Raw genomic sequence first — 18,055 nt, 5'->3', positions numbered from 1 at the left:
ATGAGGGAACGGATTGCGATGCGAGTCGGATTGTGGGCGACGGTGGCGATGGTCGTGCTCGCTGGGTGTGCAACACCGGTGAAATCCCCGGTGGTCGACCGCAGTAGCGGGGCGTCAACCGCACCGACGGTTGGCGGGGGAAGCGTGGGGGCGGCGTCGCTCCCCGAATTCCATCAAGTCGCACCCGGTGAGACGCTCTTTGCGATTGCCCGCCGCTATGGTGTCGCGCCTGAAACGTTGGTGCAGTTGAACGGCTTGAGCGACCCGGATCGCATCTTCGTTGGACAGCAGCTGCGGTTGCGTCCGGGGGCGACGCCAAGTGGGGGGGCAACGGGCGTTCAGGTTTTCCCTGTGGGCACGCCGAGCACGACAGCGACTGGGCCGGATGCGCAGGGTGGTGCGGGGATGCCGGGCGGATCCACCGCTTCTTCGACCGGTGTTGCCACTGGCGGGCGTTTGAGTGCGCCGCCGCTCACGGCTACGGCTCCGGTCGGTACGCCAGAGAGCGGCACCGCAACGGCCACCGGACAGCCCGCAACGACACCCCCTGCGAACGCCAGCGGTTGGACGTGGCCAGCGCGTGGTCCGGTGCTTGCGCCGTTCGACGGCAAAATCCGCAAAGGGATCGACATCGGCGGCAACGTGGGCGATCCGGTCTATGCGGCGATGGACGGGACGGTCTCGTACGTCGGCGAAGGGATCGAGGGGTTCGGGCTGATCGTGATCCTGCAACATGCAAACGACTACGTCTCGGTCTATGCCCACAACGACAAGGTAGTCGTGAAAGAAGGCGATACGGTCAAACGGGGCCAGATCATCGCGCGGATGGGGAAAAGCGGTAATGCCGATCGGCCGAAACTCCACTTCCAGATCCGCCGCGCGGGTAAAGCGATCGACCCGGAGACCGTGTTACCCAAAACGTGACCGAACGATCGCTTCGCGGCGATCGGAGGGAGGAGTGATGGGGCGCACGAAAACGACGAAAACCGAACCACAGAAGACCCACGCGTCCGACGTCGACAGGGCGCAAGGGAACGAACCCAGCGAAACGCCTTTGGACGGCGATACCTCGGCGGCGTTCGACGACGCGCCGGATTTCGATTCCGAGACGTCGGTGGCCGACGCGTGCGTGGATGACACCGAGGAGCGGTTCGACGACGAACTCTTCTCCGATCTGGCTCACCGCTACTTGGACGCGATCGGCTCGATCAGCCTCTTGGCGCCACAGGAAGAGTTGGCGCTTGCCCGCCGCGCGAAAGCCGGGGACGAAGCGGCGCGGCAGCAGATGATCGAAAGCAATTTGCGGCTCGTGGTGAGCATCGCCAAACACTATCAACATCGCGGGGTGCCCTTCCTCGATCTCATCGAAGAGGGCAACCTTGGGCTGATGCATGCGCTGGAGAAGTATGACCCGGAACGCGGTTTTCGCTTCTCGACCTACGCAACCTGGTGGATTCGGCAGGCGATCGAACGGGCGGTGATCAGTCAAAGTCGAACCGTTCGGTTGCCCACCCACATCCACCGCCGTCTTGGCCAGATGCGCGCGGCAGAGCGCGCGAGGCAAGGGGAGGAATCGGGCGATGGCGAATTGGCCGAAGCGCTCGGGATCGCGCTTGCCGATCTCCATTCGCTGCAAGCAGTTGGGATGACGCCGCGTTCGCTCGACGAGTCGTTGGGCGACGACGACAAACGGCAATGGGCCGACAATCTGCCCGACGAACCCGACGCGCAACCCGAAACGGTGATCGCGCAACGCGAGGTGACCGAGGTGATCCGGCGCTGGCTCGATACGCTGCCCACCCGTTACGCCTATATCGTGACCCGCCGTTTTGGATTGGACGGTCGCGATCCGGCTACGCTGGAGGAGCTCGCGGAAGAGGTCGGCTTGACGCGGGAGCGGGTGCGGCAGATCCAGATGGAGGCGATTCGCCGTTTGCGCCGGATCGCACGCCAATCCGGGGTGCGACCGGACGAGATGTTGACCTCTTGACAGAGCTTGCCAGTCCGATAACGAAAGAGAGAGCAAAAGGGAGGGAAGGATGACGATGACGGCGCTGATTACCCATCCGGATTGCGCGCGGCACGAGATGGGGAGCCACCACCCGGAATGCCCGCGGCGTTTGAGTGCGATTCACGACCATCTGATCGCGCAGGGTTTAGACGCCTATCTGGTGCCCTATGAGGCGCCGCTGGTGACGCGCGAAGCGCTCGAGCGGGTCCATGACCCCGCGTATCTCGACGAACTGTGGGCGAGCGCGCCGCTCACCGGGCTGGTGCACCTTGACCCCGATACCGCGATGAACCCCGATACGCTGGTTGCCGCGCAACGCGCCGCCGGTGCAGGGGTGCTCGCCGTGGACCTCGTGCTCGGCGGCGAGGTGGGAAACGCCTTTTGCTTGGTGCGCCCGCCGGGGCACCACGCGGGGCGTGCCAGCGCGATGGGGTTCTGTTTCTTCAACAACATTGCGGTTGCCGCAGCCCATGCACTCGCGCACCACGGCCTTGAGCGGGTGACGATCGTCGATTGGGACGTCCATCACGGCAACGGGACCGAGGAAATCTTTCGCGACGACCCGCGCGTGCAGATGGTGAGTATCTTTCAGCACCCGTTCTATCCCTATTCCGGGACGGAAAATCCGCCGCCGCACATGGTCAATGTGCCGCTGCCTGCGCGTTCGGGCAGTGACGAATTCCGTCAAGTGGTGACCGACCTTTGGTTGCCGGCGATTCGCGCGCATCAGCCACAGCTGCTTTTGATCTCTGCTGGGTTCGACTCCCATCTGGAAGACGACATGGGTTCATTGGCACTGCGCGAAGGCGATTACGCGTGGGCCACCCACGAGTTGGTCCGTTGTCTGCGCGAGATCACCGGAGGGGCCGCGCCGATCGTCTCGATGCTCGAAGGGGGGTACGTGATGAGTTCGCTCGCCCGTTCGGCCGGGGCGCACATTCGCGCGTTGATCGAGGCGTAGCGCTCGGTTGGTGGTCAGCGCGCCGCGCGTGCCTGGCGAAACGCAACATATGCCGCACCGCGTAGCCCCAAGTCGCTCGCATGCACGAGCCAAAGCGGGGTTGCGGCGAGCGCGTCGCGGTAGCGTGGACCGCTCAGGAACGCGTCATGCCATTCTCGCCGCCGCAGCCACGGCGCGATCGCGTTCGCGAGGCTACCGACCAGCACGACGCCCTGAGTCGCCCACGCCATCAGCGTGGCTTCGGCGGCGAAATGGGCCAGTAAGCGGGAAAAGAGGGTAACGGTGTGGGCGGCGGCACTTTCCGGGTCCGCGTGCGCGGCGGCGACGATCGCTTCGGGCGCGAGCGTCGCGCCGTTGAGGAACTGATGGAGTCGCATGAGTCCCGGGCCGGAAAGGAGCCATTCCCAATAGGGTTGTTGCGCCGGCGCGTCTGCCGCGATCGCTGGCCAGTGAGTCGCCAGTTCGGGCAGAAGCGGTAGGCGCAGATTGCCCGCTTCTGTCGAAAGGACGAGGGGTGCCGGTGTACGCGCCGGTTGCCACAAGAACGCGATCCCGAGCCCGGTTCCCGGGCCGATCACTGCGAGCGGCCGTTCACCGGGTTGGGGAACCGTCGCTTGAGGCGAGCGTGGCGCGGACGCAGCGCTGGTTTCCGGTGCGATCGGTGCCGTTGCTGCAAGCTCAGACGGGTTGCCGAGCCGTTCGCATTCGGCATCGGTGACCGTGAGCAGCCCGTAGGCTTGCGCGGCGAAGTCGTTGAGCAGGGTAACGGGTGCGCCGAGCACGCGGCTGAGCGTTGCCGCGTCGATGCGCCAGGTGGGACGGTTCGTGAGTGTGATCGTTGCGTCGTGTACGGGCCCCGCGGCTGCGATCACGACCTGGGAAAGGGGTTCGGTGACGGGGAGTGCTGTCAGCGCCCGCTGCCACGCTTCGTGAAAGGTCGCGGCATCGTCGTTGCGTCCGATCCAGGTCGTGTCTACGTGCAGGTGTGCGCCGTCGAGACGAAGCCGTTGCCACCGGTTGTGGGTGCCGCCGATGTCGGCGACGAGAAACGTCGCTTGCGGCGTTTTTTGCGCTTCGTTTTCGCTCATGGTGGGTTCGCCGCGTGATGAGGCGCAGGGCAGGACGCGTACGGAACGGTTCCGGCGGCAATCGCACGCCAAAGCGCGTCGCGTGCTTCAGGTAGCGGGGTTGCGTTCGTGACCAACGCGGCGGCGACGCGCGCCTGTGCGGCGCTGAGGATCCCAGCAGGCCAGGTGCCCAGTTCGGCGTCGATCGGGTGGGGAAGCACGGGGCCGAAACTGCAGCGGCTCGCGCGGATGATGGGCGTACCGGAGGCGGTCGCGGCGCGGATCGATTCGTACCAACGCGTGGGGACGCTTCCATGACCCGGGCAGAGCAGGACGAACGCAGCCGCCGCCGGCACGGCCGCGTTGAGAAGCACGGCGTCGTCCCATGCGGTGCAGGAGAGCAGCGGCACAGCGGGCCAATCGGCGGGAAGCGGTAGCGGCAAGGAATCTGGAGGGATGCGGTGGGCGCTGCGGGCCGATGCGGGGGCTGGCGTGTGCGCGGGTTCGGTGGTGGCGGTTTCAAGCGGTTCGACTGCAGCGAAGGCATCGCGCGCGCAGGTGTGCGTTTTGCGCACGCCGAGCGCAGGGAAAATTTTGCCCGCGAACGCAACCCAGACGCCGGGTGGGGTTGCCCGATCGGCAGCGATTGCGAGCGCAGCGCGGAAATTGGCTTCACCATCGGACTCCGGATCGTCGGCGGGACGCATCGCACCGGTGAGAACGACCGGGATCGACGGGGCGAGGGTGAGCGCCAACAGCGCCGCGCTCTCTTCGAGTGTGTCGGTGCCATGGGTGATGAGGATGCCGCAACAGCCAGGGGTGGCGAGTGCCGCAGTGACGGCCTTGTGCAACTGTTGCCACGTTTCGGGGGTAGCCTCTTTCGAATCGATTTGGTAAGGGGTGCGTACGCGCACGGGAAGGGACGAGGTAACCCGCCACCGGGCGGCGAGCGTTTCGGCAGCGATCGCGCCAGCGGTATAGGTGTGGCCTACGCCCGCTCCGGCGATGGTGCCGCCGGTGGCGATCCAGACCAGATGGGGCGTGGCGTCGGGTGGCGCGTGGGTGAGGCGATCGGGTGCGGAACTCACGGCGTTACTCCTTGGTTTCGTTGTCGCCGCCGATGAATCAGGTGTCGGTACCAGTGAAGCGTGGAATGGGGGTCTTCGTACTGCTGTTGCCAGGCAAGCGGCAGGTGCTCCGGGGGAAGCGGCGTCCATGGTGGGGCTGGGGAGAAACCGCCGAAAGGTTGGGTGGCGTCCCACGGGTACGGTGTGCGCACCGCGTCGCGGCCGGTGCGGCTCAGCGCGGCGAGAATCGTACTGTCTGTCTCCCCTTTGGCGCCCAACGCGGCGATCGTCGGCTCTGCGGCACGGTCGTGGATTTGCGCCCAGTGGGTGAGCCGTGCGTTCGGCAGACCCAACTCTTGTCCCTGGTAGAGGATCGGCACCGCCGGTTGGAGCAGTTGCGCCGCCGCGAAGGCTTTCGCGGCGCGTCGCGTGGCGTCGGGATCACGATCGTCCGCCCAGCGCGAAACGACGCGCGGCAGGTCATGGTTTTCGAGGTAGAGGGCGGGGCGTGTTCCCAGCGCCCGTGCGGTTTGCCACCAGCGCACGCAGCTTTCGGAAAAGGCGACGGTATCGAGCGTCGTGCCCCCTTGCGCCGTGGGGCGGTCGATGTGCCAGAGTTCGAAGTGCAACAGAAACGACAACAGCCCGTTGGGTTCGGCGATCCACGGCGCGGCGCGCTCGACGGGCAGACCGTTGGCTTCCCCGAGTGTCAAGTGGTCACGGGTGAGTCCGGCGCGGCGCACGAAATCGGCAAAAAGCGCTTCGAGACCGGGTTGGGCGAGGAAATGGCTCCAGGCGGGCTGAGGCAGAGGGTGCCTATTTTCGGAGGGGGGTGCGGCGGGTTGTGTACCATCCTTTCTGTAAATTCCGTTTAGCGCCTCTGGCAGGAAGTGCGCGGCGCTCGGTCTGACGCCATGACTTCGAGAAAGGAGTATGCCCATCATGGCGATGCGTGTCGAAACCAATCCTTTGGAAATGGCTTATGCTGTGTTGCTCGAACACGGACTGGAGGGTGCCGGCGAGGCTCTGCGCATCCTCGTCAATGAAGCCGCCAAGATCGAACGATCCCAGTTCCTTGGAGCGGCGCCCTATGAACGTAGTGAGCGACGGCGTGACTACGCCAACGGGTACAAACCCAAGACGGTACTCACCCGCCTTGGTGAGCTGACCTTTCAGGTGCCCCAGGTGCGTTGCGGCGACTTCTACCCTTCTGCCCTCGAAAAAGGCACCCGCACCGATCAGGCGGTGCATCTGGCCCTGGCCGAGATGTACGTCCAGGGGGTCTCCACCCGCCGGGTGATCGAGGTACTGCAGCGCCTGCTGGGGCCGGAGATTTCGCTCTCCACCGCCCAGGTGAGCCGTGCCGCCGCCAGGCTCGACGAGGGGCTTGCGGCCTGGCGCGAGCGTCCTCTGGGCGAAGTGCCCTATCTCTTTCTGGATGCCCGTTACGAGAAAGTGCGGCTGGAAGGGCGAATCGTCGATTGTGCCGTCTTGATCGCCGTCGGCGTCGATGCGACGGGCAAACGGCGGGTGCTCGGTTGCACGGTGGCCACGTCGGAAGCCGAGATCAATTGGCGACGTTTCCTGGAATCCCTCCTGGCCAGAGGGTTGCACGGGATCAAGCTCATCATCGCGGATGATCATGCGGGCCTCAAAGCTGCCCGCAAAGCGGTGTTCCCTTCTGTTCCCTGGCAGCGTTGCCAGTTCCATCTGCAGCAAAACGCCGGCCAGTTCGTCACCCGACAGGAGGCGAAAAAGCACGTCGCCGCGACACTGCGCGCGATCTTCAATGCTCCGGACAAGGCAGAAGCCGAGCGGCTTTTGAAAGCCGCCCTGGACACCTGGCGCAAGGAGCATCCGAAACTGGCCGAGTGGGCCGAAACCGCGATTCCTGAATCCCTGACGGTGTTCGACTTCCCCGCTGCGCACCGTATCCGTTTGCGTACCACCAACGGGCTGGAACGCATCAACCGGGAACTGCGACGACGCACCCGGGTGGCCAGCATCTTCCCCAACATGGATTCCTGCCTGCGCCTGGTCTCGGCGCTGCTGGCCGAACTCGACGACGAGTGGATGACCGGCAAGGTCTATCTCAACCTCAACCCGTAACCCCGGCGTCATGACCAACACCACGGAAATTTACAGAAAAAAGGTTGCACAACCGGTGCGGCGGCACCGGCAGATGCCTCGGCCTCTGGGGCGGCCAAGCAGCGCGGCTCCCCCCCTGTTGGAGCGACCGACGGTAGCCCCGGCGCTTTTTTGAGGACGGTGAGCGCATCGAAACGAAAGCCGTCGACGCCGCGGTCGAGCCAGAAGCGGGCGATTTCGGCAAGCGCTGCGCGTACTTCGGAATTTTCCCAATTGAGGTCCGGTTGTTGTGGCAGGAAGAGGTGGAGGTAGTACTGCTGCGCGGTTTCGCTCCACGACCACGCGGAGCCGCCAAAAATCGCTTCCCAGTCGTTGGGCGCGTCGCGCCAGTAGTACCACTCCCGGTAGGGGGCTTCGCCCCGTTCGGCTGCGCGAAACCAGGGGTGGTCGCAGCTCGTGTGGTTGATCACCAGATCGAGCACCAGCCGCATGCCGCGGCGGTGCAGTTCAGCGACCAGCGTATCGAAGTCGGCGAGCGTGCCGAAATCGGGGTGGATCGCGCAGTAATCGGTGACGTCGTAGCCAAAATCGGCGTTGGGGGAAGGGTGGATCGGGGTGAGCCAGAGGGTATCGACTCCTAGCCACGCGAGCGCATCGAGACGGGTGATGAGCCCCTGAAGGTCGCCAATCCCGTCGCCATTCCCATCGGCGAAGCTCCGCACCCAGACGGTGTAGATCACGGCGTCGTGCCACCAGCGTGGGATCTGAGCAGCGGGCGGTGCGGAGCGGGTTGGATGGGACGAGGTTGCGGTCACCGTCACCGTTTTTGGGTTCTTCTGGGCAATTCCGACGCTACAATGATAACGCAAATGGTTCGGTGGGAAGGTGCGGCTTTTGGCGGCACACTGCGAAAAGGGGCGCAACGGATGGTGCGTCGCGTAGAAGAGTGAAGAAAGGAGGGCGTGATGGCGACGCTGCGGGGGGTGAATCTCGGTTCGTGGTTGGTGCTCGAAAAGTGGATGGTGCCAAGCCTCTTTGTGGGGCTTGCGGCAACCGACGAAACCACCTGGTGTGTGGAGCTGGGTCCGGCTGCCTCGGAGCGGCTGCGGGCGCACTGGGCAAGCTGGATTACCCGTGACGATTTTGTTTGGCTGGCCGAACGGGGGATCGATCTCGTGCGCATTCCCTTCGGCCACTGGGTGATGGGGCCACCGTACCCTTATCACCCGAAATATGGGGAGAATCCCTTTCCGTTCGTTCCGGGCGGAATCGAGGTGATCGACCAGGCGCTCGTGTGGGCCGAAACCTATGGGCTCAAGGTACTGTTGGATCTGCACGCCGCGCCGGGGTGCCAAAACGGCTTTGACAACGGCGGGATGCTCGATGTCTGTGAATGGCACACCCAAACGGAATACATCGATTTTTCGGTCGAGCTGTTGGGTCGGATCGCTGAGCGCTACCGGGCAAGCCGCGCGCTCTGGGGGATCGAGCTTTTGAACGAACCGCGCTGGGATGTTCCGACGGCGATTTTGCTTGACTATTACCGCCGCGCCTATGACGCGGTGCGCCGCCACCTACCGCCGGAACGGGCCGCGGTGATGTTCCACGACGGTTTTCGCGATTGGCGTGAATACCTGGGGGCACTTCCCGCGCCCGAATATCAGAACGTCTGGTTCGACGTCCACCGCTATCAGTGCTTTACCCGCGAAGACCTCGACGCCGATATTTTCGAACATCTGCGCAAGACGGCGGTCGATCTGCGCCAAGAGGCCGATGCAATCCGGGCAACCTTGCAGCTGCCGACGATCTGCGGCGAGTGGAGCTTGGGGCTCGACCTCGAGGTGGTCTCGCTTTGGGCCGAAGGGCCGTTCAACCATCCGCTCGAACACCTCGACCCGTTCCAGCAGGAGGTGGCGATACGCGCGTTTGCCGCGACCCAGCTCCTGGCGTTCGAACGCTACGATGGTTGGTGTTTCTGGAACTACAAGACCGAGACAACACCGGCGTGGTCGTTTCGTGCCGCGGTGGAACGTGGGTGGCTGCCCCCGTCGTTCGCTGCGAACGCCTACCCATCGCTCGACTAGGAGCGAACGTCGCCTGGGTCAGTGGGGGCATCCGGTAGCGTCTCCGTTGCGTTGCGTGCCTCAGATGCCGATACGTGCGCCGTGACGATCACGACGCCAGGCGTTTTCTCGAGGGTGCGGCGAGTGTACGCGAGCGCTTCGAGGACCAGCGGGTCGGGCCAGTGGTCGCACTCGACCACCCACCATGCCGCAGGGGTGCGTACCAAGCGAACGAGGGCAAGCTGTCGCTGTTTGACGGGGGGCAATGTCCGGTTCCAATCTTCGCGTTGTTCCAGCCGAGGAACAAAAGGCTCGAGATGTAAGTCCCTGAGCGCCGCTTCGAGTGCGGCGCGCGTGCTCGGCGTCGGTTCGTTCGGATAGGTAAGTGCCGCAAGGAGCGTGCCCTCCGGCAGGTAAGGGCGGATCGGCAAGATCGCGACCGTCTCTCCTTCCGGATAGAGAATCCGACCGCTTCCCCATGACCAGAGACCGGCAAGCGATTTCATCAACGGGAGTTTCCCCTCTTCCGGTACCTTCCAGACGGTAAGGCGATGGGGAGGTGCGGTCGCGGAAAAATCGGCAAGGAGGGTCTGACCACCCAGAGTGGTGAGCGTGAGGTGTTCGACCGTCAGAGCCGAGACGGCGGCTGCACGCACGCACGGTGCGTCGAGAGGGCAGATTCGATCCTGTTTGTCGAGCTGTTGGAGGTTCTCCCAGAGATGGGTGAGCCGCTCGATCGAAGCGCGGCAACGCGCGATCTCCCCTTGGTTGTCGATCGGCCAGGAAAGGGCGCTGGTGAGTCGTTCGAATGCCTGTGCTGCCTGCATCAAAAGACCGAGCGAAATCGTTCCCAAGATATAGGGGGTAGCGAGCACCAAAAGGGGGAAAACCGGAAGGAGCGTCCCGTATGCGGTCGAAAAGGTGACGATTCCCAGGTAACCGCGGGTCTGTGCCCGCCACGCTTGCGCAAGCCATGCAAAAAGGCGAGCGGCCAATTGCCGTTCGTGGTGCTCGCCACGCGCGATCGCGATCGCTTCCGATTTTTCTCGGACGTGCGCGAGCGCGAAACGGAAGTCGGCTTCGCGGCTCTGCAGCCGATCGGTGGCATGGGTGAGAGGAAGGCCGAGGAGCCAACCGATACCACTCCCCGTTCCAGCGTAGAGCAGCGCAAGGAGAATCATCATCCCAGGTGGGCCGTAGTCGAGGTCGAGGGTGATTTGCCACAGGATGTCGGCAAAGAGGGTGATCGACAGCAACGAGTAGAGAAGGGAGTGAAAGAGTTCGATCGCCACTTCGGTCGCGATCCGCGCGTCTTCGGCGATTCGGGCGTCGGGGTTGTCCGCGGCGTCGGCCAAGTGACGGAGCCGGTGGTAATGACCCTTCTCGAGCCAATGGGCGATGAACCGTTCGGTAAGGAACTGACGCCAAGCAAGTTGCCATGCCCGTTTGATCCACAGGTGGGCGCTGGTGACGGCAACGATCGCGATCAAGAGCGCCGCGAAGCGCCAGATCAGTTCGGGAAGCTGCGTGAGCGCCCGGTTTTCGAATGCGTCGAAGAGCAGGCGCATGAAATGGTTGAGCGCAACGGCAAGCAGCACCTGCGCGACGGTAAGGACGATGAGCCCTACGGTGACGGTCCAAGCGCGCCACGCCGTTTCACCGCGATAGAAGGCAAAGAAAAGCGCTAACCAGATGCGCCAATGGGAACGCGCCGCTTTCGCGCTCATGACCGCGCTTCCTCGAAATGGGCGGGGGAGGGGTCGATCGCGGCGGGTCGCCCTTCGCTACGGCTTTGCCGCCACCACAGCTCGGCGTAACGGCCATTGTGCGCCAAAAGCGTTTCGTGGGTGCCACGTTCGACGATGCGGCCGTGTTCCAAGACCAGGATTTCGTCGGCGTCGCGCACGGTGGAGAGGCGGTGCGCGATCATCAGCGTGGTGCGGCCGGCGCGCGCGGTGGCGAGTTCTGTTTGGATTTCCCGTTCGGTTTGGCTGTCGAGCGCCGAGGTCGCTTCGTCGAGCACCAGGATGCGCGGGTTTTTGAGGAGGACGCGGGCGATCGCGACGCGCTGCTTTTCACCGCCGGAGAGCTTGAGCCCCCGTTCGCCGACCACGGTCTGCAGTCCGTCCGGAAGGCGCGCCACCAGCGCGTCGAGGCGGGCGGCGCGAATCGCCCCCCAGAGCGCGTCGTCGCTTGCTGCGGGGTTTCCGTAGCGGATGTTGTATTCGAGCGTGTCGTTGAAGAGCACGGTGTCTTGCGGGACGATGCCGATCGCGCGCCGCAACTCGGCTTGCGCGAGGTGCCGCACGTCGACGCCGCCAACCCGCACTGCGCCCGCCTGGACGTCGTAGAAGCGAAAGAGGAGCCGCACGAGGGTCGATTTGCCGCTCCCGGAACTGCCGACGACCGCGACGGTTTTCCCTGCCGGGATCGTGAAGGTGACGTCGTGGAGGATCGGTCGGCGGGGGTCGTACGCGAACGAGACCGCCTCGAACGAAACGTCGAGCGCTCCGGTAGGAAGCGGGAGGGGGTTTTCCGGGTCGCGCACTTCGGGCGGAACGGTAAAGAGTGCGAAGAGGCGTTCGAGATCGACGAGGCTTTGCCGGATTTCGCGATAGACCACACCCAGGAAGTTGAGCGGCATGTAGAGTTGCAGCATCAGGCCGTTGATGAGGACGAGGTCGCCCACGGTCATCGTACCGGCTTTGACGCGCGCGATCGCCTGCAGCAGCAACAGGGTGACGCCAGTGGCGATGATCAGCGCCTGGCCGAGGTTGAGCGCCGAGAGCGAATATTGGTTTTTGATCGCCGCCTCTTGCCATTGCGCGAGATCCCGGTCGTAACGCGCCGCCTCCCACGCTTCGTTGTTGAAGTATTTCACGGTCTCGTAATTGAGCAGCGCATCGACCGCGCGGGTATGGGTCTGCGCGTCGAGCCGGTTGAGGTGGCGTCGCAAGACGGTGCGCCAGTTGGTGACGATCACGGTAAAGAGGATATAGAGCGCGAGGGTTGCCGCGACGATCGTCCCGAAGCGGGCGTCGTATTGGCTGAAGAGGAGGGTGAGGACCAGCGCGATCTCGACGAGCGTCGGCGCGATCGAGTAGATGGTGAAGTTGATGAGTGTGCCGATCGCGCGTGTGCCCCGTTCGATGTCACGGGTGATCGCACCGGTTTGCCGTTCGAGATGAAAGCGTAGCGACAACGCGTGCAGATGGTTGAAGACGGCGAGCGACAACTGACGGCTGATGCGTTGGATCACGCGTGCAAAGAGGATTTCGCGCAATTCGGTGAAGAGCGAGACCCCGGTGCGCGCGATGCCGTACGCGACGACGAGCGCAGCGGGCGCGACCCAAAACGCCGGTTGCGGTGGGGTTGGGGCCAGGGCGTCCACGATCGCTTTGAATAGCACAGGATTGGCGACGAGCGCCACTTTCGCGGCGATGAGCGCGACAAAGCCCAAGAGGACGCGCACGCGATACCGCCAGAGGTGTTTGAGCAGCTGCTTGACCGCTTGCCACGGGGCGGTCGCTTGGGTGGCATCTGGCGGAGGAAGCGCGGATCGCATCTCAACCGGCAGCGCGTGCGCTCAGGGGCGCGTGCTGAGCAAGCAACGCCAGCAGCGTCTCCTCTTGGTAGGGTTTGCCCAAATAGTCGGTGGCGCCCAGCTCGAACGCGTGGGTGCGGTGTTTTTCAGCAAGGCGCGAGGTGATCATGATCACTGGGGTATCACGCGTCGTCGGGTGGGCACGGAGGTGACGCAGAAGCTCGAATCCGTCCATCCGCGGCATTTCGATGTCCGATAGAATCGCAGCCGGTGCGGCGTCTTCGAGTTTTTCGAGCGCGTCTTGGCCATCTTTGGCAGTCAGGACGCGATAGCCTTGGCGTTCGAGCAACCGCTGCGTGAGGCGCCGGACGGTGAGTGAGTCGTCGACGACCAGAACGAGCGGAGCGGCGTGGTGTGCTTCGTGCACCGCAGAACTGGCGTCGTCCGCGGTGGCAGCGCGCACCGTGGCGGATGCACTCTCTGCGGTGCGCTGCCGCGTGGTTGCGTGACGCGCCGTTCGGAGGAGCTGAGTTGGGTGGAGGATCAACGTGATCTCTCCGTCGGGAAGCAGCACGGCACCCAAGATCCCGCCGACGCGGCGCAGGAACGGCCCGGTCGGCTTCGCGGCGAGCTCTTGGCGGCCGGCGATCGCTTCGACCCAGATTGCGATCCGTTCGTCGCCGATCCGCGTGAAGATCACCCAATGGCGCCCTGCGCGCGCCGGTTCTGGGGCAGCGATCAAGGTGTGGAGTCCGACGAGGGGATAGGTTTCGCCCAGATGTTCGATCGTTCCGGCCGCCAAAAGGGGTTCGAGCACGTCGGCTTTGAGTTGTTGCGTATGGACGATCCATTCGGTGGGAATCCCCCAGCGCCGTCCATGACCCACGACCAGGAGGAGTTGCGTCAGCGCGAGCTCGGTGGGGATGCGGATCTGGAAACGCACGCCGCGGCCGGGCTCGCTGTTGACGTCGATACGCCCGCCCAACGCGGCGATTTCGGCCTGGACCACGTCGAGCCCGACCCCGCGCCCGGCGATCGGGGAGACCGTGTCGGCGGTGGAGAACCCGGAACGGAAGATGAAACGCAAGAGCTCGTTTTCCGTTGGGGTCTCACCGGGCGCGATCCACCCTTTTTCACGCGCTTTCGCGGCGATCCGCTCGGCGTCGAGGCCGCGACCGTCGTCGGTGAGCACCCACTGCGTCTCCCCTTGGGTGGCGTGAACGGTGAGGGTGATGCGCCCGGTCGGGGATTTGCCGAGCGCCTGCCGTTCGTCGGGGGGTTCGATCCCGTGGGCGACGGCGTTGCGCAAGAGGTGTTCGAGTGCTGGCGTGAGGCGCTCGAGCGCCGCGCGGTCGACCCGGGTTTCGCCACCCACAAGCGCGAATTCGACCCGCTTGCCCAGGGTTTCTGCAGTTTGCGCGACGATGCGCGTGAAGCGCTCGTGAAGCGTTGCGACGGGCACCGCACGCAATGCGGTGATCTCTGCTTGCAGGTCACGGGTTTGCCGCGATTGGCGATGGAGACTCACCTCCGCGGCATCGACGGTGCGCACGATCGATTGTTGCAAGGTGCCGACGTCGGCGATCCCTTCGGCGAGGATCCGGGTGAGCTCTTGGAGCCGCGTGTAGCGGTCCATTTCGAGCGGGTCGAATTCGGTGTGTTGCGTTTCCGCGACCTGGATTCGCGCTTGGAGTTGCGCTTCGGCTTGGATTTCGAGTTCGCGCAGGTGGTGGCGCAAGCGGTGGACGTTTTCGGTGAGGTCGTTTGCGGCCTGCCGCAGGGTGACGAGTTCGCTTTCGGCGCGGGCCCGTTGGATCGCGATTTCGCTGAGTTCATTGACCCAGCGGTCGATCGTCGGTGCGGGAATCCGAAGCGTCATCGGCAGCACCGCAGTGGTGCCAAGCGGCGTTTCGGTTTCGGGCGCGTCGGTAGGCAGCGTGATCGGTCGAGCGTCGGGTGCTGCTTCGGCAGACGGTTCGGTCGGTTGGGTGAGGAGCTGGAGGAAGTGGGCGCGGGCAGCGGCAACGAGTTCGGGGAGCGTGCGCTGCGCAATGGCAACGGGCGTCTCTTTCAGGTGTTGTTCGATCTGGTGGATGCGGTCGCCCAGCGCGAGTGCGCCCGCCATTCGGGCGCTCCCTTTGAGGGTGTGCAAAAGCCGCAGGATCGGTTCGAAGGTTTCGGGTTGCGCCGAATCCGGCTCGGGAAGGTGTTCGAGCGCCGCTTCGAGTTGCGCGAAGAGGTCCCGCCCCTCTTCGGCAAAGATCGGCAGGAGCGCTGCGTCGAGGTGATCCTGCGTTTCGCCGCTTGGTTCGGTTTTAGGCGCCAGGTCAGGTTCCGGATTCGGTGCGGGGGAAACGGCGGAGGGGGTGGCTGCGGCTGGCGTTTCTGGCGTGCCCTCAGAGGAAGCTGCAGCGGGCGCTTCTGCTGGGACTGCGGAGGTGGCTGCAGCGGACGGTTCTGGCGCAGCGGCGGGTGGCGTTTCGAGCGTGGCGATCAATTCGTCACGCCGTGGCGGGATTTTCCCGTCTTCGACAGTGACGAGGTCGTTGTGTAGCGCCGAGTGCACTGCGTGGAAAACCGTGAGGTCTTGGTCGTTCGGCGCTGCGCCCGCGCGTTGCATCGCCAAGAGCCGCAATTCCCACGCCCGGGCCAAGTCGTGCATTTCAGGGATCTGTGCGGTACCGCAAATGCTGGCCAGGGTATGGGCAGCACGCACGACAGCGTCCGAAGGGGTTTCGGGGTCGTGCAGGAAGCGTGCGAGCGTGGCCAGATGTTCGCGCGCTTCGGTGCGGAAGATTTCGAAGATGGCGCGCGAGACTTTGCGGTTGCCAAAGGTGAAATAGCGGTCGGGTTGGGGGGGTGCCGGCTGGCTGGGAACAGGTTCCGAAGTTGCGGCAGCCTCCGGTTCGAAATCGATGGTGTGCCAATCGGGATGCGGCGCGTGTTCTTCCTTGGCGGAGGTGGGGGGTTCCTGCGACTGCGGTGCAACGGGTTCGGGCGTGGCGGTTTCGCCGCGCTCTGCGTCGCTTTCGGCGCACGAAGTGGTGGGTTGGGACTTAGCGGCTTCGCTTTCTGATCGTGGCGTTGCGCGCCAGCGCTGCGCCGCTTCGACCAGCTCCGCGATTGGGACGGGGAGGTCTTCGCCACTTTGGGCGATCGTTGCGGCGGCTTGTGCGAACGCGTTTTCCGCGTTCGACAGGAACGCGAGAAAGTCGGCCGAGGGGACGAAGTCGGTGTGGCGCAGGCAGTGGTTGAGTGTCTGCTCTAACTCCCACGCCGTTTCCCCGAGTTGGGTCAAGCCGACGATGCGGCTACTGCCTTTGAGGGTATGGACTTGCCGACGCCATTGGGTAAGCGCGTCCCGATTCGTCGGTTGCTGTTCGAGCTGAGCGCGGGCGGCGCCCATCGCCGCGAGGATCTCGTCGCATTCGGCGAGGAAGATCGCGCGCAGCTCGGCGGTTTCGTCGGCTTTCGTGTCTGCGGCGCTAGGGTCGTGCGCTGTGACCACAGGGGAGGCACTCGGTGCCGGTTGGGGCACGTCGGGTAGGGGTTCGTGTGCCTCGACTCGCGGTTCGTGCGGTGGCACGGGGACCTGCTTGGACTGGGTCGCATCGGTCGCGGTGGCTTCTGTCGCGGGGACAGACGCCGGGTGCTGGGGAAAGAGGCGATCCCACGGGATGGGGTCGGGATTCGGTTCGCTGTCTCTGGGCAGGGCAGGTTGGCTGATCCGTTGCGCCCAGGTAGCGATCTTGGCGATCAGCGGGTTTTGCGGGTCGAAGCGCTGTTTGCCCGCAGCGACGGTTTGCAACCAGTCGCGAACCGCGTCGATTTCGGAAAGCAGCGCGGTGTGGTCGGAGACGACGCAGATCGCGGCCAGTTGGTCGAGCGCTTTCTTGATCGCTTTCAGGGGCAGGGTCGCGTCGGGGGTGCGCCAAAAGGTGTCGAGCGCGTGCTCGATCTCACCACACAGTTGGATGACTTCGGCGTCGAGCGCTTGCGCGAGCGATCCGTCCGATTCGACCAAAGTGGGTGCGTCCGTGCGGCTTTGCTGTCCAGAGCGCGCCGCTTGCCATTGGGTGACGAGCGGGCGGCACTGCGCTGCGGTGAGGGTTCCCGCTTGGGCGTCCCGTTCGAGCGCGAGCAGCGTGGTTGCGAGCAGAAGGGAGCGCTCCGGGTTGGTCGTCGCAGCGTCGGGTAACTGCTGCGCAAAAGTCTCCAACGCGGCTGCCAGCGCTTGGATCTCAGAGTCTGGGCGGTCGTAGAGTGCGCGTGCGACCGCAAAGAGCGCTTCGATCCGCTCTGGCCACGGGGCTTCTTGCTCCCAGAGTGCTTGGGCGTGTTGTGTTGCAGCGATCAATGCCTGGTCGAGCTCGATCAACGGCCGCTCGGGTAGCGGAAGCTCGGCGTCTTGGAGCCAATCGTGCGGGTGCCAATATTGGTGGATGAGACGCTGCAGGCGCGTTTGCGGCGCGCGTGCCGCAAGCGGCAAGAGCAATTGGCGAAAGAGCGCGAGACGGGATTCTGCAGTGAGCAGTTCCTTTTGTGCGCGCTGCAGCAAACGGAGGAGTCGTTGCGACTCGGGGTCCCTATCGAGTTGCTTGCGGATGAGTGCTTCGACGAATGCGGTCGCGGCAATCCAGAGGGGTTCGTCGTCGCGGCCCGCATCGAGCATGAGGCGACCGACCAGTGCTTCTCGGGCGGGCAAGAGCGCGACGGGGTCGCCCGTTTTGAGCCAACGCGCAAGGCTTTGGGTGAAGCGGTGGCGAAGTTTCGTGCGCGCCGCCTGTTCCGCTTCGGGCGATCGGATCTGCGGTGTGCCTCCGGGTTTGGGTAGCGGAAAAGGCCAGAGGTCGGCTGGGTGCGCGTTCGCCGCTTTCGCAAGTGGCGCGAGTGCCAGGTAGGGGTCGCGCAGCCGTAACGGCTGCCAACGGTGGTGGTGCGTCAGTTCGTACCAGAGGTTTTCGACCGCGACAAGCGCTCGCTCCACAGTTGCGAGGGCGGCGGACGAAAGGTCCGGGGCATCGAAGAGGGTGTCGATCGCCTTTTCCAAAAGCGCGAGGAACCGAGGAAGGGGCTCGATCGCTGCGACTTCGAGCACGCTTTTTGCGGCGAAGAGGTGGGTTTGCGCTTCGCGTAAATTGGCTGGGTCGAAGTGGGTGGTGCATGCCGCGACGAGCGTGCGCGCCGCTTGCAGCGAACGGGAAATTTCGTCGGCGATCCAGGAAAGCGCGTCGAAGTCGATGCGAGGCACGTC

Annotated in this window: 12 protein-coding genes; 5 read left to right on the top strand and 7 right to left on the bottom strand. The window is 64.6% G+C overall.

Annotated features, from left to right (window positions below; genetic code table 11):
• From HPTL_RS09375 to HPTL_RS09365, 3 genes are read left to right on the top strand one after another with little or no spacing between them, the layout of a single operon-like run.
• A complete protein-coding gene (locus HPTL_RS09375) occupies window positions 1-924 on the top strand; it encodes a M23 family metallopeptidase (RefSeq protein ID WP_197713668.1) in 924 nt (307 codons plus the stop codon).
• Between the two features lie 37 nt (window positions 925-961).
• On the top strand, window positions 962-1,990 hold the full coding sequence (locus HPTL_RS09370; protein WP_170141329.1) for a sigma-70 family RNA polymerase sigma factor: 1,029 nt from the start codon (window positions 962-964) through the stop codon (window positions 1,988-1,990).
• Between the two features lie 49 nt (window positions 1,991-2,039).
• Window positions 2,040-2,972, top strand: a complete 933-nt coding sequence (locus HPTL_RS09365; protein ID WP_119335741.1) for a histone deacetylase family protein — start codon at window positions 2,040-2,042, stop codon at window positions 2,970-2,972.
• Between the two features lie 14 nt (window positions 2,973-2,986).
• Here the strand turns inward: HPTL_RS09365 and HPTL_RS09360 are convergent, their stop codons facing one another.
• From HPTL_RS09360 to HPTL_RS09350, 3 genes are read right to left on the bottom strand one after another with little or no spacing between them, the layout of a single operon-like run.
• A complete protein-coding gene (locus HPTL_RS09360; protein ID WP_119335740.1) occupies window positions 2,987-4,060 on the bottom strand; it encodes a glucokinase in 1,074 nt (357 codons plus the stop codon).
• Window positions 4,057-5,127: an asparaginase domain-containing protein gene (locus tag HPTL_RS09355; protein ID WP_170141328.1), complete on the bottom strand. Its 1,071-nt coding sequence runs from the start codon at window positions 5,125-5,127 to the stop codon at window positions 4,057-4,059. The genes HPTL_RS09360 and HPTL_RS09355 overlap by 4 nt, the downstream gene beginning before the upstream one ends.
• On the bottom strand, window positions 5,124-6,050 hold the full coding sequence (locus HPTL_RS09350) for an alpha-amylase family glycosyl hydrolase (RefSeq protein WP_119335738.1): 927 nt from the start codon (window positions 6,048-6,050) through the stop codon (window positions 5,124-5,126). The genes HPTL_RS09355 and HPTL_RS09350 overlap by 4 nt, the downstream gene beginning before the upstream one ends.
• Here HPTL_RS09350 and HPTL_RS09345 point away from each other — a divergent pair.
• Complete coding sequence (locus HPTL_RS09345; protein ID WP_119334379.1) at window positions 6,049-7,215, top strand: IS256 family transposase; 1,167 nt, start codon at window positions 6,049-6,051, stop codon at window positions 7,213-7,215. The two genes, HPTL_RS09350 and HPTL_RS09345, sit on opposite strands and share 2 nt — an antisense overlap.
• An 8-nt stretch (window positions 7,216-7,223) precedes the next feature.
• Here the strand turns inward: HPTL_RS09345 and HPTL_RS09340 are convergent, their stop codons facing one another.
• A complete protein-coding gene (locus tag HPTL_RS09340) occupies window positions 7,224-8,015 on the bottom strand; it encodes an alpha-amylase family glycosyl hydrolase (RefSeq protein ID WP_197713667.1) in 792 nt (263 codons plus the stop codon).
• Between the two features lie 144 nt (window positions 8,016-8,159).
• Between HPTL_RS09340 and HPTL_RS09335 the strand changes: the two genes are divergently transcribed.
• The gene (locus HPTL_RS09335) at window positions 8,160-9,278 is read left to right on the top strand and encodes a glycoside hydrolase family 5 protein (RefSeq protein ID WP_119335737.1); all 1,119 of its coding nucleotides are present in this window, start codon (window positions 8,160-8,162) and stop codon (window positions 9,276-9,278) included.
• Here HPTL_RS09335 and HPTL_RS09330 read toward each other — a convergent pair.
• Genes HPTL_RS09330 through HPTL_RS09320 form a run of 3 tightly spaced genes read right to left on the bottom strand, consistent with a single transcriptional unit; the run spans window position 9,275 to window position 18,052 of the window.
• Window positions 9,275-10,984 (bottom strand): ABC transporter ATP-binding protein/permease, encoded by a 1,710-nt coding sequence (locus HPTL_RS09330; RefSeq protein WP_119335736.1) that lies wholly within the window; start codon window positions 10,982-10,984, stop codon window positions 9,275-9,277. The two genes, HPTL_RS09335 and HPTL_RS09330, sit on opposite strands and share 4 nt — an antisense overlap.
• Complete coding sequence (locus tag HPTL_RS09325) at window positions 10,981-12,822, bottom strand: ABCB family ABC transporter ATP-binding protein/permease (protein WP_119335735.1); 1,842 nt, start codon at window positions 12,820-12,822, stop codon at window positions 10,981-10,983. The genes HPTL_RS09330 and HPTL_RS09325 overlap by 4 nt, the downstream gene beginning before the upstream one ends.
• Window position 12,823: 1 nt before the next feature.
• Window positions 12,824-18,052 carry a hybrid sensor histidine kinase/response regulator gene (locus tag HPTL_RS09320; protein ID WP_119335734.1) on the bottom strand — a complete coding sequence of 1,743 codons (5,229 nt, stop codon included), beginning with the start codon at window positions 18,050-18,052 and terminating at the stop codon, window positions 12,824-12,826.
• Window positions 18,053-18,055 lie beyond the last annotated feature (3 nt).

Source organism: Hydrogenophilus thermoluteolus (assembly GCF_003574215.1).
In the GTDB taxonomy this organism is placed as follows: Bacteria; Pseudomonadota; Gammaproteobacteria; order Burkholderiales; family Rhodocyclaceae; genus Hydrogenophilus; species Hydrogenophilus thermoluteolus.
The sequence above is the reverse complement of the archived record's forward strand: the minus strand, read 5'-3'. Positions and strand labels throughout refer to the sequence as shown.